Origin of the sequence: Hyphomonas sp. UBA4505 (assembly GCF_002388685.1) — a bacterium.
Classification (GTDB): domain Bacteria; phylum Pseudomonadota; class Alphaproteobacteria; order Caulobacterales; family Hyphomonadaceae; genus Hyphomonas.
This window is the reverse complement of sequence record NZ_DGMZ01000009.1, coordinates 1-15249: the sequence shown is the minus strand read 5'-3', so window position 1 is coordinate 15249 and position 15249 is coordinate 1. Positions and strand designations below refer to the sequence as shown.

Here is a 15249-nt window from a genome sequence, read left to right as displayed (position 1 = left end):
ATTATTATGTCACAAGTTCAAACACTCGATATTTCACCCGTTGGCCGTGTTGAAGGCGATCTTGATGTTCGCGTCGATATTGAAGACGGCGTTGTTACCAATGCTTGGACGCATGCGGAGCTTTTCCGCGGCTTTGAGGTCATTCTAAAAGACAAAGATCCCCAAGCGGGTCTTGTGGTCACACCACGTGCCTGCGGTATTTGCGGCGCGTCACATTTGACCTGCGCAGCGTGGGCGCTCGATACGGCATGGGGAACAGAGGTTCCGCGAAACGCTATTCTGGCTCGTAATCTGGGACAGATTGTTGAATCGCTGCAATCATTGCCGCGCCATCACTATGGCCTCTTCATGATTGATTTTACCAATAAGAATTATTCCAAGAGTCAGTATTTCGAAGAAGCGGTCAAAAGATACTCACCATTCACAGGCACGTCTTATGAAGCTGGTGTCACCATTTCAGGGCGCCCGGTTGAAATCTATGCTCTCTTGGGTGGGCAGTGGCCGCATTCCTCATTCATGGTTCCGGGCGGGGTTATGTGTGCGCCAACACTTACCGACGTCACACGCTCTATCGCGATCCTGGAACACTTCCGCAAAAATTGGATCGAAACACTTTGGTTCGGGTGTTCCATGGAGCGTTATGAGGAGATCAAATCCTATGATGACTTCATTGCGTGGCTCGACGAGAAGCCTGAGCATGCCAATTCAGACCTAGGTCTCTACTGGCGAATGGGGATGGACATCGGTCTTCAGAATTACGGTCGGGGTCACAACAAGTTTGTAACTTGGGGATATCTTCCGCACGAAGACAAATATCAAAAGCCAACGATTGAAGGCAGAAATGCTGCCCTTATCATGAAGTCTGGTGTGTATGACGGTGCGACAGATACCCATAAAATTATGGATCAAAAATTTGCCCGCGAAGATACCTTGCATGCTTGGTATGATGAGGGCAGCGATATGGTGCATCCATTTGACAGGACCACCAATCCGATCCAGAAAAACGATATTGATATTGACGGTAAATACTCTTGGGGCACAGCTGTGAGCCATGAAGAAAATGGCCGTCTGGAAGCTGGACCACTTGCCCGTCAACTCGTAGCTGGCGGATCTCATGGCGAGGCTTGGCAACATACCGATCCATTGATTTTGGATATGTACCGCAAGATGGGCGGCCCATCTGCTTTGCTCCGTCACTTTGCCCGCATGCATGAGCTTTGCAAGCTTTATCGGGAAGCGGAGCGTTGCTTGCGCGAGTTCAAATTGACTGATCCTTGGTATATTAAGCCAACGGAAAAGGACGGTCGCGGTTGGGGTGCAACAGAGGCTATTCGCGGTGCGCTTTGCCATTGGGTCGAAATCAAAGAAGGTAAAATAAAAAACTATCAGATCATTGCGCCGACAACTTGGAATGTTGGCCCACGCTCCACAGCAGGGGAACGCGGCCCGATCGAAGAGGCTTTGATTGGAACGCCAATTGCTGATCCAACTGACCCTGTCGAGGTGGGCCATGTTTGCCGCTCTTATGACAGTTGTCTTGTGTGTACGGTGCATGCGCATGACGCCAAAACCGGTGAAGAATTGGCGCGTTTCCGAACAGCTTAGGCCTACCTGGTGACATCTCTGGAGCGAAGGTTGATTTTGATCTTCGCTCCAGACTTTCCATTTAGGGTCTAAAACATATCTGAAGAAAAAATCATGACCACAAAAACATCTGCAGAGGAATACAAGGATAAGTACGGCGTTGCACCTGCAAATGCTGATCATGACACCCTCATCAAAATGATTGAGGATGCTTTCAAAGACGGGCTCACAACTCAGTTAGAGCCGTTTCCTGAGACCGATAGAGAGTTTTCTGCTCTCCTGGATGAGTTGCGCGCCATGGACGCAAACCAATTGCGCGCCAAATTGGATGTAAGCGGTTGGAAGCTTTCGCCACATGGCGAGGATGAGATGAGATGTCAGGAATGCATGTACTATCTCGTTCACAGACGTTGGTGTGATCTTCCAGAACTTAATCTGCCTGCCGAGCCGGAATGGTGGTGCCGGCTTTGGCGCATTTGAGCGTGCCGATGGACGACAATATGAAACCTGGATGTAATACTGCTCTAAGAAGTGTCATAGCTGGGAAGCTAAAGGCAGGCCTTAAGACTGAGGTCTTTCCGCGTGCGGAAACGTCCGAAATGGTCAACGAGTTTATCACGCGACTGCAAAACGAAGCTGGCGATGATCTGGATAAGAAACTGATCATTTCCGGGTTCACGGACTATACGATTGAAGCGCACGATATTGAACAGCCATGTGAAACTTGCATGTACTATCAGACCCATAACAAATTTTGCGATCTGCCCGAGCTGATGCTTCCTGTGGAACCGGAATGGTCTTGCCGACTATGGCGAATTTAAAACTGGCGATTATTGGCTGCGGAAACCCCAATCGTTGTGACGACGGCGTTGGAGCAACCGTTATCAATGTTCTGCGCGATGTTGAGTTGCCCGAATATGTGCAGCTCTATGACGCCGGTACAGATGGTATGGGGGTTATGTATCATGCCCGAGGTTCCACGCATTTGATTGTCGTGGATGCTCGCGCGCCGGAAGGTAATCCGGGGGCCATATATGAGGTTCCAGGGGAGGTGCTCGCAGCGCCTAAAGAGCAAAGTCTGAACTTGCATGATTTTCGCTGGGATCATGCTCTTTATGCCGGGAAGCGTATTTACGAGGATGAGTTCCCAAAGCATGTGAAAGTCTTTCTCATCGAGGCGCAATCACTGCAAATGCACATTGGGCTGACAGAAAAAGTTGCCCACGCGGCCAAAGAAGTGATCAAGCAGGTTCACAAGCTGGCTTGCATGCCGGAGCTAAAATGGCCTGAGATTTCGGTGCAGAAGGATGCATAGAGGCTGGGGGGGCAGTAATTGAGTTCTGGGATCTTTCAACAGCATCAGGACCGAGCGGCCATAGACGCCGAATTTCACTCACGACCACCACTGGACATCGATTTTTCAGAAGCTCAGGTTTGGTGCTGGGCTCTCCAGGAAATCGAGGGTAGCTCAGGAACGTGGTCAGAAGAGTTTAATCCAGCAGAACGTCATCAGATCATTCAACGTAATGATGGCATAATAAGATTTGAGAGGCACACGGAGTTTGTATCGATAACTTATGTCGGCCAAACCGCTCCAGCTTCTGAAATACTAGACTTGATCCGCAGCGCACCAGCAAGGCAGCTATCCGGTATCAAGATTACCCTATCGCAGAAATCAAATGTAGATATGGCAACTCAGTTTCCGGAGCAAAGATTGTTCGGCGGTGGGACATTTTTTGATGGGGTCGTGGTTACAACCTCATTCCGAAATAGTGATGGGTTGGTGCCTTACTATGTGACCGGTGGATTTGATGATGGGTTTGGACGCGGGCGATTGGTTAAGCGCCTAATTGATCTCGAGATCTATCGATCGATTTCCCTACTTGCTTTGCCAGTCGTTCGGATGGCTTCAGACTCTCTGAGAGAGCTTGAGGGGCGTGCGGAGGCTGCTGTTTTGGACCTCTCTATTGTCACTCGTGAAGATCTTGGGGGGGCGATAGATAGCTTGGCGATCATTCTCGCTGAAGTGGGGAGTCTTCAATCCAAGACACGTTACCGTATTGCGGCTTCGAATGCTTATTACAACATTGTGCGTTCACGTCTTGATAGTTTGGGTGAGGTGCCTATTGGCCAACGCCAGACCTTGGGGGGCTTCATTGAGCATAGGCTTGCGCCGGCTATGGGAACAATACAGGCTTTCGATCGACGTTTGGAGCAGACTTCCTTGACAGTACGATCGGCGATGGAGTTGGCCCGTACTCAGCTTGACCAGATGTCTCAAGCTCAAAATCAAAAGCTACTTTCTTCGATGGAGCACAGAACACGCCAACAAGTTCACTTGTCGCAAGCGGTTGAGGGGCTGTCTGTGGCTGCTATTTCTTACTATGGCATCGGGCTTGTGAGCTATGTCTTAAAAGGGCTACCAGATTTTACCATAAGCGATAGCCTCTTAGTTACACTATCAGTGCCCGTCATAATCACTTTGTCTTTTATCCTGACGCGCCGAGCACGCCGGCGCGTTCTGGATCTCACAGTTCAAAACCGCACGGAGAGGGATTAAACCGGATGAGTGCGACAATTTCTATAAGGCGCGGCTCTGTCTATGTTCCTGTCGGTGTTTATGAAACCTACTTTCAGGGGATCGAGGCTATAATTGCGATCATCCGTGAAGACCAATTGCTCATTATGCCGGTTCAGCATGTAAGGGCTGGGGGTAGCCTCCTGAAAATCAGAAATGCTCAAGGAGACCGCGTTGTTGCAGCGCAAGACGTTTTTGCCGCAAACGGCCTAGCGGAGTGGGTTTGCGATGACGTGACAGCCGAGTGGGACCCATCTCAGGCCGCTTTGATTTGCACCATTCCTTCATCATAAGTGCAAACTAAGTTTTCATTGTGAGTATTACGTAGACAAACCTTCAAAGTGATGCCTATTATCAAAAAACAAAAAATATGAAGCCAGTACAAGGCTTCTAGGGAAACGCGAAGAATGGTGAGCCGATCACAAGAAGAAGCCAAAGCGGCCCGAGAGGCTGTCGCCTCGGCAAGTGCGAGTGACGCCGAAAAAGCCGAAATGCTGATGGAAATCGCCATGGGCATGCAGCAAAAGCCTAAATCACTTGATGACTTGATTGAGGCAATAAAGCTTTACGATGACGCGGTGCATTTATGCCCTGAAACCGAAGGTCTTCTTTCGGCTCGGATCAAGGCTAGAATGGCAACCGCCCAAATGTCCGTTCCATCGAATGACCCCGGTTATCTTGAAGGCGCTCGTGATTCCATGAACAGCGCTTTGGAGGCTTTGCGGATTCAGGGGACGTCAGAAGAAGTTGCCGAAGCCGAAATGAATTTGGGCCTCATTTTGCAAAATTTGGCTTCCTACAACCGGGCGCCAATCACCGATTCCATTTCCGCCTATCAACGTTCTTTGCGCACCTTCAATGCACAAAAGCATCCCGCAGAATTTGCCATTCTGCAGAACAATCTCGCGACAGCCTTTATGTCAATTCCGTTTTCGGATGAGCGTTCAAAAATGCGGGAGGCTCTTGCCGTGCAAGCTTTTGAAGAGGGGTTGAAGGTCGTAACTATTGTCGACAACCCAAGTGAATATGCGATGCTGCAGAACAATCTTGGTAATGCGCTCCAGTATGTCTCTTCAAGTCATAGGGTCGAAAACGGTTTTCGGGCAATTGAGGCCTATGATGAAGCGCTGCGTGTAAGAACTTTGGAAGATACGCCTGCCGAGTACGCAAACACGATTTCTAACAAGGCGAACTGCATCGCGAACTTGCCAGATGACCCTGAAAATCCAGAGGCAGGCAATCCGGAAAACTTGAAGGAGGCAATTCGTCTTTATCGTGAAGCTCGTTCTGTCTTTAACAAGCTGGGGGACATTCACAAAGTCGAAGCTGTCAGCGGCGCTTTGGAAGAATTGGAAACCGAGATGTTTGGTAGTTCGCAGCCACTCTCAAACGTACACAAAATCAATCAATAAACATCAGAACAAAGAGGATTAAATGTCAACACTACTAATAATAGCGATACTCGGAGGCATTGCTGCCTCTTTAGCGGGAGGTGCTATGTCGGGCTGGATCATTGGTAAGGATGCCCTCGGCGCAGAAATGGCTGCTAGCATGGGCGGTCTATATGGCTTGGTCGGTGGCGCCGCCGCTGTGATTATCGGCATATTTGCACTTACGATTTTGGCAGGGGTTTAGCATGTTTTCTATGGTCATGGACTCGGTCAAACTGTTTGTAACCGGTCGCCTGTTTGCAAATTACACTCAGGTGTTCTTGCGCGGTATTCTGGCCACCCTGTTAGGGGCGGTGATCCTCGTAGGATTGGGGCAATTTGTTTCGGTGGTGATCGCGGCAGTCGTTGGTGGCGCTGTTAGCGGGTTTACTCTGCCAATTCTCTATAAAGACCTCAAATACAGGTAATCGTAAATGGCGACGTCCCCCGAAGAATCAGTTGAAAAAGATCTGCCATCTCTGTTGAGTGACATTGCAGCACTTGAGCAATTGGCTGATACTTGGCCTGAAGAGCAACGCAATGCTGCACATGCCAGAGGGGAAGCGATTGATGCCTTGAACGCCGAGGCATTTAAGCGTCTGATCAAATTACTGACTGAGGTGCCGGAATTTGGACCTGCATTGAAGGCTGCTGCATCGGACGAAATCGTTTATACGGTCTTGCGACGACATGGAATATTGAGAGCCTCTTTGTTTGAGAGGGTTGAAGCGGCTCTTGAGACCATTCGCCCGATGCTTGCCAGTCATGGCGGTGATGTCGAACTGGTAAAAGTTGAACTCCCTAAGGTTGTGGTTCGGTTTCTGGGTGCTTGTGATGGATGTCCGGCCTCGGCGCTGACATTCTACTCCGGTGTAAAGACGGCCATACAAACCCATGTGCCCGAAGCGACTGAAATTCAGCAAGTCAAAGGCATGGGCGGTGGAGAAGGTGTTCAATTTGTATCTCCTTTTGCCTCATTCCAGAAAGATGGCTGGACCGAAACCGTCAATCTAAAAGATCTGCCAGATGGGACGACGCAAACACTCGATATTGACGACCAGTCCGTTCTGCTCTCGCGCTTCGGCGATAAGATAACCTGTTTCAATAATTCGTGCGCTCATATGGGGTTTCGTCTGGATGACGGCGTTATCGACGAGGGTTTGATTACGTGTCCATTCCACGGATTTCAGTATTCGCTCGAAAGCGGAGAATGCCTGACAGCTCCTGAAGTTCAATTACAGCCGCATGGCGTTCGTGTGACACGAAATATTGTTGAAGTGCGACTGACGAGATGAGCACAGCGAAGATCTCTCTTTCCCCATCGGTAAAAGCACCAGGCTCGGTGACGACCGGGGCAAGTTTGCTCAATAAGGACGGGCCCGAGATTGTATTGGGATGGGTCGAGACTGAATTTGCAGTATCAAATGCACCCAGTCCGTCTGTCCTGTTTGGCCCTCGTGGCGCCTGCCTGCTTCCGGACGGCTCCTTATGGGTCGCTGATACCGGCCATCATCGCTTGCTGGGATGGAAAACTGGTCCAAAGGTCGATAACCAGCCAGCTGATTTATTGATCGGTCAACCTGACTTCGTTTCCGAAGGACGCAATGCCAAGGGCGCTGCGAACGCCTCAACTTTAAACGTGCCAACGGGGGTCAGCCCATGGGGGAAGGGGCTTGCTGTTGCTGACGCTTGGAACCACCGGGTCTTGCTTTGGAAAACCGTGCCAGTCGATGACAATCAACCTGCCGATATTATATTGGGACAGATCAATGCGAATGATGTCCTTGCCAATTTCGGCAAGGATCAACCTCAGGCGAATTCGATGCACTGGCCTTATGGGGTCGCGGAAATTGATGGCCGGCTCGTGGTTAGTGATAGCGGGAACCGGCGCGTTCTGGTCTGGAATGATCCTGAAGTGACAGGGCAACCTGCCGATTTGGTCATAGGTCAGGCGACTTTTGATGAGCGACATGAAAATGCGGGTCAAGAGGTCGGTCCCGCTGGCATGCGCTGGCCACATGCGACCGCTTTCTGGAATGGCCATTTCGCGGTCACGGATGCAGGGAACAATCGAGTCATGCTTTGGACTGGGTTTCCGACACAAAACGGCCAAGCGTGTGATCTCGTATTAGGGCAGTCAGACTTCTCAGAATGCGACCACAATCAAAAAGCATATTATCCTGACGCAAAGGCTTTGAATATGCCTTATGCGATCACCGTCAATGGCGATCAGCTTTTGGTCGCTGATACAGCAAATTCGAGACTTCTGGGTTGGCAAGATTGCGCGATGAACTCAGACGCCAATCGATTGATGGCACAACCTGATTTTGCATCAAAAGGCGATAATGGCTGGGGTGTCGCCAGGCGCGATAGTGTTTGTTGGCCTTATGGTTTGACCTGCCATGACGGGATGGCCGTCGTCTCCGATAGCGGAAACAACCGGATTTTATTGTGGCGGATTGAGCCATGATGAGCGATGGAGCACACGCGGTTGATGCCATCCCCATAAAAGGAGAGGCCATTCTTATTCGCGGTCAGGTTCAAGGCGTCGGTTTCCGGCCAACGGTCTGGAAACTGGCAACGGATCTCGGTTTGCGCGGTGACGTGTGCAATACCGCAAATGGTGTTTTGATCCACCTCTGGGGAGACAGCATTGACCAGTTTGTCACCTCACTGCCTGAAGCATTACCGCCACTGGCTAAAATTGATCGGCTGACCAGAGAACAGATAAGCGACAATGCTCCCAACGGTTTTGAGATTATCGCCACAATAGGCGGAGACATGCGCGTCTCGATCACGCCGGATGCAGCAAGCTGTACGGACTGCAATACTGAAAGCTTTGACGCGTTTGAGCGTCGCTATCGATATCCCTTTACCAATTGCACAAATTGCGGCCCACGGTTCTCGATCATTGATGGCGCCCCTTATGACCGCGAAAAAACAAGCATGCGGGCATTCTCTATGTGCGCCGATTGCCAGCAAGAATACGACAATCCGAAAGATCGCCGCATGCACGCTCAGCCAGTGGCGTGTCACGTTTGTGGCCCGAAAGCCTGGATTGAAAAACTAGGGGGAGGTGTAGTCAATTGCGAAGCCTTCTCCATGATGGATGACGTTGATGCCACGGGCGGAATGTTGATGATGGGTCATATTGTGGCCATCAAAGGCATTGGCGGTGTTCATCTAGCTTGCGACGCGACAAAGGCTGACGTGGTAGCGAGCCTTCGGGCCAAGAAAGGCCGCAAAGATAAAGCCTTCGCTCTTATGGCAAAGACGGTCGATATCATTCGCCAATATTGCGAGGTTAGCGAGGCTGAGGAAGCGGTACTCAAGAGTGTTGCGGCTCCAATCGTGCTGTTGAAAGCCAAACCGGGCACCCTTCCTGAGGTCGTTGCCCCAGGGCTAAACCGCCTCGGGTTTATGCTCCCTTATACGCCTTTACATCACTTAATGTTGCGGCGCATGAAGCGCCCAATCGTGATGACATCGGGAAACAAATCAGGCGCCCCGCAATGCATAACCAATGAACAAACCCGGAAAGACTTGGCACAGATTGCAGATTTTGCCTGTCTGCATGACCGGGATATTATCAACCGCGTGGATGACAGTGTCGCCAGTGTCGTAGCTGGACGTGAACGCGTGATCAGACGTGCCAGAGGCTATGCCCCTCAATCATTGGATCTGCCTGACGGCTTTGTCGATGTGGACGACCTATTGGCCATGGGGGGGGACTACAAAAATACGTTCTGTCTGGTCAAAAATGGTCAAACGATATTAAGCCAGCATTTGGGGGATATGGAGCATCCGGCTGCCCGAGACGAGGCTGTTCGGAACTTGTCTCTTTATCAGAACTTATTCGATCACAAGCCCAATGCGATCGCAGTTGATGCACATCCTGCCTTCGCATCTTCAGAGGCCGGACGGGGCTTGTCGCGTGAGCGCGAGATTCCGTTGATCGAAATCCAGCACCACCATGCCCATATCGCATCCTGTATGGCCGAGAACAATTGGCCACTGGATGCAGGCCGGGTTTTGGGCGTTGCGTTGGACGGAACAGGGTGGGGGCCTGACGGAACCGTTTGGGGTGGGGAATTCATGGCTTGTGACTACCGTTCATATGAAAGGCTGGGGCAATTCAAACCCGTCGCACTTCCCGGCGGAGAACAGGCCGTTCGCCAACCGTGGCGGAATGCTTATGCCCATATTCGCGCAGAAATGGGTTGGGCTGAGTTTGCAATGAATTTTGCCGACCTCGATATTTTCAAATACTTGAACGAGGCCCCAAGAGAGACCCTTGATGGGATGATGGCTAGCGGCACACAGTCGCCACTTGCCTCCTCATGCGGACGATTATTTGATGCTGCTGCCGCTATTACGGGGCTCTTGAGGGATGAGCAGTCCTATGAGGGGCATGCCGCCATGCTATTTGAAGCGTCGATAGACCCCGCTGCCTTAAATGAGCCGGACAGTTTGAAATATCCATTTTCTATTCCGCTGCATCAGGAAACAAGGATGCCCTATATTGAACCTTTGGGGGCCTGGCGCGCCATGCTTGGAGACTTGGTCGTTGGAACACCGATTGGGACAATTTCCGCGCGTTTTCACAGAGGCCTTGCAAGTGTCATTGTGCAAATGGTGGCGAAGCTCTCAGGCTCGGATCGAAAATTTGAAACCATCGCGCTAAGTGGGGGCTGCTTCCAGAACAGAACGCTGTTTCAGCTCGTTCACGATCAACTCCAGTTCCTAGGCTATCGTGTTTTAAGCCACTCACAAATTCCCGCCAATGATGGCGGTCTATCCCTTGGTCAAGCGGTTATCGCCGCTGCCTCACTTCAACCCAGTCCTCAATAGGAGAATATTTATGTGCCTTGGTATTCCCGGACAAATAATTTCGATTTCTGATGCGACCAAGAAGCTAGGTATGATCGATGTTTCAGGTGTTCAGCGAGAGGTCAATCTTGCCTGTATCATGCCAGAAGATGGCAATATTGATGCTCTGATCGGTGAATGGGCCCTTGTGCATGTGGGCTTTGCGATGAGCCGCATTGATGAAGAGGAAGCAGCCAAGACGATGGAGGTCTTGTTGATGTTGGGGGAGGCTCAAGAAGAAATCGAAGCCATGCGCCGCTCACAATTAGCCATGGAAAAGAACGGATGAAATACGCAAGCGAATTTCGTGATCCCGTTGCAGCAAAGGGCGCGCTGGCGGCGATCGAACGCGTCGTAGGCGAAATCGGTGCAACACCCGAAAAGCCAATCCGCATTATGGAAGTTTGCGGGGGACATACGCATGCGATTTTCAGGTATGGACTGGATAAGCTAACCCCGCCGGCTTTGGAGTTTATTCACGGACCCGGTTGTCCTGTTTGTGTTCTGCCAATGTCGCGCGTCGACGACTGCTTAGAATTGGCTGAGCGCCAAAATGTCATTTTTACGACTTTTGGCGATGCGATGCGCGTCCCGGGAACCAAAAAATCAATGTTGCAGGCCAAAGCCGAAGGCGCGGACATTCGCACGGTCTATTCTCCGCTCGACGCTTTGGAACTTGCACGGCGCAATCCTGACAAAGAGGTTGTTTTCTTTGCGTTGGGGTTTGAAACAACCACGCCATCAACCGCGCTTTGCGCGCAACAGGCAGCAGCAGAAGAGCTCACTAATTTTTCCCTGTTTTGCAATCACATTACCGTACCAGAACCCATAAAGGCGCTCTTGGAAGACCCCTATATGGAACTCGATGGCTTTGTCGGGCCGGGGCATGTCTCAATGGTGATCGGTATTGAGCCTTATCGGTTTATTGCCCGCGATTATAAAAAGCCAATTGTTGTCGCGGGATTCGAACCGCTCGATTTGCTCCAATCCGTCCTGATGGTTTTGGAGCAAGTCCGTGACGGCCGGGCCGATGTTGAAAACCAGTATGCGCGCATTGTACCGGATAATGGAAACGCTGTTTCCATTGCCGCATGCGCTGACGTCTATGAACGCCGCGAAACTTTCGAATGGCGCGGCCTTGGCGAAATTGACAAGTCTGGCCTGAAGATGCGCGAAAAATATGCTGCTTTCGACGCTGAACGAAAATTTGAAATCGGGTATGGCCGTCCGCGGACTAAATATGAAGAGCCAGAGGGATGCGAATGCGGTGCTGTGATGACCGGCAGGATGAAGCCTCAACAATGCCCGCAATTTGGCACTGGGTGTACGCCTGACATGCCTCTTGGTGCCCTTATGGTGTCCTCAGAAGGTGCTTGCGCAGCTTATTATCAATACGGTGGAGTGCGCACACAAGTGGAGAGCGCAGAGTAATGGCAGCACCTGCGACATCTGCACCGACAAAACGGCGAACGCTGCGCGCTGAATATGTCACCATGGCTCATGGCGGGGGTGGTCGCGCAATGAGGGATTTAATCGATGATGTTTTTACATCCGTCTTCGAACCTGAAAGCCACGAAGACCAGGCCCGCCTTAGTGAAGCCGCGCTATCTGAAGCCGGCGCGAAACTCGCCTTCACAACTGATGGGTTTGTTGTCGACCCTCTTGAGTTTCCTGGCGGTGACATTGGAAAACTGGCTATCTGCGGAACTGTGAATGATCTTGCTGTTGGTGGCGCACGCCCGCTTTGGCTATCGGCGGGATTTATTATCGAAGAAGGTACTGAAGTAACTTTGCTCAGACGCCTTGTTGCGACGATGAAAGAAACGGCTGATTCAATCGGTGTAAAGATTGTGACCGGGGATACGAAAGTTGTGGAACGCGGTAGCGCTGACAAGGTCTTCATTACGACAGCAGGTATTGGCGTTATCCCTCCTGGCGTGCTCCTTCACGCTGGCGCGGTTGAGCCTGGCGATGTCGCAATCGTAAACGGTTATTTGGGCGATCATGGCGCAGCCATAATGGCAGCGCGCGGTGACCTCGCCTTGAAGACAAACATTACATCTGATTGTCAATCATTGGCTGGTCTCATGGAGGCTGTCACAAAAGCCGTCCCAAGCACACGCTGCGCCCGAGACGCAACAAGAGGAGGATTGGCCTCCGCCTTGAATGAGATTGCGGAAGCATCAGGCACGCATATTGTTATCGAAGAAACGCAATTTCCCATTCGAAAAGAGGTCAAAGGCGTGTGCGAGATTCTAGGCCTAGATCCTCTTTATCTGGCTAATGAAGGCACTCTGGTCGTTTTTGTTCCTGAAGAAGATGCGGAGGTCGCGTTGAACGTGATGCGAAACCTTCCGGCAGGTAAGGATGCGGCAATTATAGGAAGAGCCACATCAGGCACACCAGGGCGTGTGGAAATGACGACCATATTTGGCGGTGGGCGCATTGTTGACATGCTCGTCGGCGCGCAACTGCCAAGAATTTGCTAGGAGGGTCGACGTGATAGGTTTTCTACTTCTCGGGTTTCTCATAGGAATGAGCCATGCGCTCGAAGCGGATCATCTGGCGGCCATAGGCACGATGATGACCGACACGAAGAAGTCCAAACGATCCTTGGCTTTCCGAGGTGCAGTTTGGGGGCTTGGCCACACCATTACGCTGTTTGCGATTTGCACAAGTGTCATCTTGCTTGGTTTGAAGTTGACGGAACGCATGAGCGCCGCATTGGAGTTTGGGGTAGGGGTCATGCTGATAGTGCTGGGCGTGGATGTCTTTCGGCGGTTTCGCAAAAAGAAGTTACATTTTCACGGTCATCAACATGAGGATGGCGCGAAACATATGCATGTCCATTCGCATGCAGACTCGAAGGAGACGCACAATCTTGACCCGCACGTCCACGATCATCCTGAAGGGTTTCCAGTCAAGGCCTTGTTCATTGGCCTTATTCATGGTGCGGCCGGATCAGCAGGTCTTTTGGCTTTAGCGGTGGCCGCAACACAAAACGTGTCCACAGCGGTGTTTTACGTCCTAAGTTTTGGACTGGGATCTATCTTGGGTATGGCGGCACTGACATATGTCGTCGCTTGGCCATTGAAATGGGTGGATAAAGGCATGGGATGGATGCATGCCGGATTAAATACCGCCGCTGCCGGGTTAGCCATTGCCATGGGAACTTATATTTTGGTTGAGACCGGCCCGCTCGCTTGGGGAGTAGTCTAATGCATGAGTTAGGGCTGACAAAGAACATTGTCGCCATTGTGACGGAACATGCCAAAGGCCGTCAGGTTAAAAGGATTTGTCTGTCTGTAGGCCCCCAAGCGTGTGTAGAGTCTCGGGCCCTGGAGTTTTGTTTTGGTATCGTGGCCGAAGGTACGGTTGTTGAAAATGCGACACTAGAGATTGTCTCCGCTGAGGGCGATACATTTTTAATAAAAGAGTTTGAAACAGAGGAGGCTGCGTAATGTGCGGAACATGCGGATGTAGCGATACGGAAAATGCTGTCACAATAACGGACCCTGAAACCGGCGAAACGCAGATCGTGCGTCCGGGGTCGATTTTAGATGAAACCCAGAGCGCAGCACCGCATGATCATCATGCCCATGATGGTGACCATGATCACCATCATCATGAAGGGGATGACAAGCCGCATGTGCATGGCCCTGGCGGTGAAATTATCAGCCTTGAAACGGCGGTACTCCAAAAGAACGATCAGATCGCTCTGCAAAATAGAGGATGGTTTGAGGGGCGAGGAGTCTTGGCGCTCAATCTTGTGAGTTCTCCGGGTGCAGGTAAAACCACACTCCTCGAAGCGACAATTTCAGCCATAAATGATGAGTTGGATATTGCTGTTATAGAGGGCGACCAAATGACGGCCAATGACGCAAACCGCATTCGAGAAGCTGGCGCAAAGGCGCTCCAGATCAATACGGGTGCGGGATGTCATTTAGAAGCGGACATGATCTCTAGTGCCGTAAAAACTCTCAACCCCGCGGCAGGTTCGATCTTGTTTATTGAGAATGTTGGCAATCTAGTCTGTCCCGCGATGTTCGATCTTGGAGAACACATGAAGGTTGCGATAATCTCGACGACTGAAGGAGAAGACAAGCCGTTGAAATACCCTCACATGTTTCGAGCATCGGACCTTGTGATCGTGAACAAAATGGATTTGGCACCGCATGTTGATTTTGATGAAGAGGCCTGCCTTGCGAATATCAAGGCGGTGAACCCTGACGCAAAAGTTCTGTTGCTGTCAGCCAAGTCCAACCAAGGTATGGATCAGTGGCTTGCATTCTTGAAAAGTGAGGTGAACGCACCCAGAGTTCGAGCGGTACGGTGAATCGCTCGGCAATTCATTTGCTCAGTTATATAGTCAATCATCGTTCTTATGCGGCGGCTTGGATTTGTGCCACCCGGATAAACGATTTGCAGCTGGGAACTGGTCTTGGGCGCCATTATTGGCCGTGCGGTTACCCGAAATAGTGATCGTCCGTTCCCGGCCTTTCACTGAGCTTGGACATATTGGATGCATGCACTTCAGAGAATGCTGCGTGTTTGAGTTTGTGTAACCCAAACTCCAGAAAGTTGCTGGTCTGCTCCCCAAAAAGTGGTCCATTATTTGAGTTAGTCTGGCTTCAGATTGACCTGCTCCCCATCTCTGGGCCACCCGGTTGGAGGATTTTCCGGGCTTCAGGCGCAAGCTGGCTGTTCGGCCTTCTCGCGTTTCATGAGCGCTTTCGGGACTTTGTAGCCGATCGCGCTGTGTGGTCTTGCTCTGCCCCACCGAGGTGA

The 15249-nt window shown here is 51.1% G+C and carries 18 protein-coding genes; all 18 read left to right on the top strand.

The window, feature by feature from the left end:
* The first annotated feature begins 6 nt into the window (after nucleotides 1-6).
* The 18 genes from B3527_RS05265 (at nucleotide 7) to hypB (ending at nucleotide 14797) form a co-directional block, all read left to right on the top strand.
* Nucleotides 7-1605, top strand: coding sequence for a nickel-dependent hydrogenase large subunit (locus tag B3527_RS05265; RefSeq protein WP_290479354.1), 1599 nt, complete (start codon nucleotides 7-9; stop codon nucleotides 1603-1605).
* Nucleotides 1606-1698: 93 nt separating this feature from the next.
* The gene (locus B3527_RS05260; RefSeq protein ID WP_290479355.1) at nucleotides 1699-2064 is read left to right on the top strand and encodes a hypothetical protein; all 366 of its coding nucleotides are present in this window, start codon (nucleotides 1699-1701) and stop codon (nucleotides 2062-2064) included.
* 8 nt (nucleotides 2065-2072) lie between these two features.
* Nucleotides 2073-2405 carry a hypothetical protein gene (locus B3527_RS05255; protein ID WP_290480837.1) on the top strand — a complete coding sequence of 111 codons (333 nt, stop codon included), beginning with the start codon at nucleotides 2073-2075 and terminating at the stop codon, nucleotides 2403-2405.
* The gene (locus tag B3527_RS05250; RefSeq protein WP_290479357.1) at nucleotides 2393-2899 is read left to right on the top strand and encodes a hydrogenase maturation protease; all 507 of its coding nucleotides are present in this window, start codon (nucleotides 2393-2395) and stop codon (nucleotides 2897-2899) included. The genes B3527_RS05255 and B3527_RS05250 overlap by 13 nt, the downstream gene beginning before the upstream one ends.
* An 18-nt stretch (nucleotides 2900-2917) precedes the next feature.
* Nucleotides 2918-4144 carry a DUF3422 family protein gene (locus B3527_RS05245; RefSeq protein ID WP_290479358.1) on the top strand — a complete coding sequence of 409 codons (1227 nt, stop codon included), beginning with the start codon at nucleotides 2918-2920 and terminating at the stop codon, nucleotides 4142-4144.
* Between the two features lie 5 nt (nucleotides 4145-4149).
* Complete coding sequence (locus B3527_RS05240; RefSeq protein WP_290479359.1) at nucleotides 4150-4455, top strand: hypothetical protein; 306 nt, start codon at nucleotides 4150-4152, stop codon at nucleotides 4453-4455.
* Between the two features lie 114 nt (nucleotides 4456-4569).
* Entirely contained in the window at nucleotides 4570-5574 is a 1005-nt protein-coding gene (locus B3527_RS05235; protein ID WP_290479360.1) for a hypothetical protein, read from the top strand.
* Nucleotides 5575-5659: 85 nt separating this feature from the next.
* Complete coding sequence (locus B3527_RS05230) at nucleotides 5660-5797, top strand: hypothetical protein (protein WP_290479361.1); 138 nt, start codon at nucleotides 5660-5662, stop codon at nucleotides 5795-5797.
* 1 nt (nucleotide 5798) lies between these two features.
* The gene (locus B3527_RS05225) at nucleotides 5799-6020 is read left to right on the top strand and encodes a hypothetical protein (RefSeq protein ID WP_290479362.1); all 222 of its coding nucleotides are present in this window, start codon (nucleotides 5799-5801) and stop codon (nucleotides 6018-6020) included.
* 6 nt (nucleotides 6021-6026) lie between these two features.
* Nucleotides 6027-6887, top strand: coding sequence for a NifU family protein (locus B3527_RS05220; RefSeq protein ID WP_290479363.1), 861 nt, complete (start codon nucleotides 6027-6029; stop codon nucleotides 6885-6887).
* On the top strand, nucleotides 6884-8062 hold the full coding sequence (locus B3527_RS05215) for a hypothetical protein (protein ID WP_290479364.1): 1179 nt from the start codon (nucleotides 6884-6886) through the stop codon (nucleotides 8060-8062). The genes B3527_RS05220 and B3527_RS05215 overlap by 4 nt, the downstream gene beginning before the upstream one ends.
* Entirely contained in the window at nucleotides 8059-10443 is a 2385-nt protein-coding gene (hypF, locus tag B3527_RS05210; protein WP_290479365.1) for a carbamoyltransferase HypF, read from the top strand. Before B3527_RS05215 ends, hypF begins: the two co-directional genes overlap by 4 nt.
* Before the next feature lie 10 nt (nucleotides 10444-10453).
* The gene (locus tag B3527_RS05205) at nucleotides 10454-10750 is read left to right on the top strand and encodes a HypC/HybG/HupF family hydrogenase formation chaperone (protein WP_290479366.1); all 297 of its coding nucleotides are present in this window, start codon (nucleotides 10454-10456) and stop codon (nucleotides 10748-10750) included.
* Complete coding sequence (hypD, locus tag B3527_RS05200; RefSeq protein ID WP_290479367.1) at nucleotides 10747-11892, top strand: hydrogenase formation protein HypD; 1146 nt, start codon at nucleotides 10747-10749, stop codon at nucleotides 11890-11892. Before B3527_RS05205 ends, hypD begins: the two co-directional genes overlap by 4 nt.
* Nucleotides 11892-12950: a hydrogenase expression/formation protein HypE gene (gene hypE, locus B3527_RS05195; protein ID WP_290489764.1), complete on the top strand. Its 1059-nt coding sequence runs from the start codon at nucleotides 11892-11894 to the stop codon at nucleotides 12948-12950. The genes hypD and hypE overlap by 1 nt, the downstream gene beginning before the upstream one ends.
* 10 nt (nucleotides 12951-12960) lie before the next feature.
* Complete coding sequence (locus tag B3527_RS05190; protein ID WP_290479369.1) at nucleotides 12961-13680, top strand: hypothetical protein; 720 nt, start codon at nucleotides 12961-12963, stop codon at nucleotides 13678-13680.
* A complete protein-coding gene (locus B3527_RS05185; protein ID WP_290479370.1) occupies nucleotides 13680-13922 on the top strand; it encodes a hydrogenase maturation nickel metallochaperone HypA in 243 nt (80 codons plus the stop codon). Before B3527_RS05190 ends, B3527_RS05185 begins: the two co-directional genes overlap by 1 nt.
* Nucleotides 13922-14797 (top strand): hydrogenase nickel incorporation protein HypB, encoded by an 876-nt coding sequence (gene hypB, locus B3527_RS05180; RefSeq protein ID WP_290479371.1) that lies wholly within the window; start codon nucleotides 13922-13924, stop codon nucleotides 14795-14797. The genes B3527_RS05185 and hypB overlap by 1 nt, the downstream gene beginning before the upstream one ends.
* Nucleotides 14798-15249 lie beyond the last annotated feature (452 nt).

Excerpts from the sequence above, each read along its gene's own strand:
- B3527_RS05265 (WP_290479354.1), top strand. The coding sequence starts at position 7 with ATGTCACAAGTTCAAACACTCGATATTTCACCCGTTGGCCGTGTTGAA.
- B3527_RS05260 (WP_290479355.1), top strand. The coding sequence starts at position 1,699 with ATGACCACAAAAACATCTGCAGAGGAATACAAGGATAAGTACGGCGTT.
- B3527_RS05255 (WP_290480837.1), top strand. The coding sequence starts at position 2,073 with ATGGACGACAATATGAAACCTGGATGTAATACTGCTCTAAGAAGTGTC.
- B3527_RS05250 (WP_290479357.1), top strand. The coding sequence starts at position 2,393 with ATGGCGAATTTAAAACTGGCGATTATTGGCTGCGGAAACCCCAATCGT.
- B3527_RS05240 (WP_290479359.1), top strand. The coding sequence starts at position 4,150 with ATGAGTGCGACAATTTCTATAAGGCGCGGCTCTGTCTATGTTCCTGTC.
- B3527_RS05235 (WP_290479360.1), top strand. The coding sequence starts at position 4,570 with ATGGTGAGCCGATCACAAGAAGAAGCCAAAGCGGCCCGAGAGGCTGTC.
- B3527_RS05230 (WP_290479361.1), top strand. The coding sequence starts at position 5,660 with ATGTCGGGCTGGATCATTGGTAAGGATGCCCTCGGCGCAGAAATGGCT.
- B3527_RS05225 (WP_290479362.1), top strand. The coding sequence starts at position 5,799 with ATGTTTTCTATGGTCATGGACTCGGTCAAACTGTTTGTAACCGGTCGC.
- B3527_RS05220 (WP_290479363.1), top strand. The coding sequence starts at position 6,027 with ATGGCGACGTCCCCCGAAGAATCAGTTGAAAAAGATCTGCCATCTCTG.
- B3527_RS05215 (WP_290479364.1), top strand. The coding sequence starts at position 6,884 with ATGAGCACAGCGAAGATCTCTCTTTCCCCATCGGTAAAAGCACCAGGC.
- hypF (WP_290479365.1), top strand. The coding sequence starts at position 8,059 with ATGATGAGCGATGGAGCACACGCGGTTGATGCCATCCCCATAAAAGGA.
- B3527_RS05205 (WP_290479366.1), top strand. The coding sequence starts at position 10,454 with ATGTGCCTTGGTATTCCCGGACAAATAATTTCGATTTCTGATGCGACC.
- hypD (WP_290479367.1), top strand. The coding sequence starts at position 10,747 with ATGAAATACGCAAGCGAATTTCGTGATCCCGTTGCAGCAAAGGGCGCG.
- hypE (WP_290489764.1), top strand. The coding sequence starts at position 11,892 with ATGGCAGCACCTGCGACATCTGCACCGACAAAACGGCGAACGCTGCGC.
- B3527_RS05185 (WP_290479370.1), top strand. The coding sequence starts at position 13,680 with ATGCATGAGTTAGGGCTGACAAAGAACATTGTCGCCATTGTGACGGAA.
- hypB (WP_290479371.1), top strand. The coding sequence starts at position 13,922 with ATGTGCGGAACATGCGGATGTAGCGATACGGAAAATGCTGTCACAATA.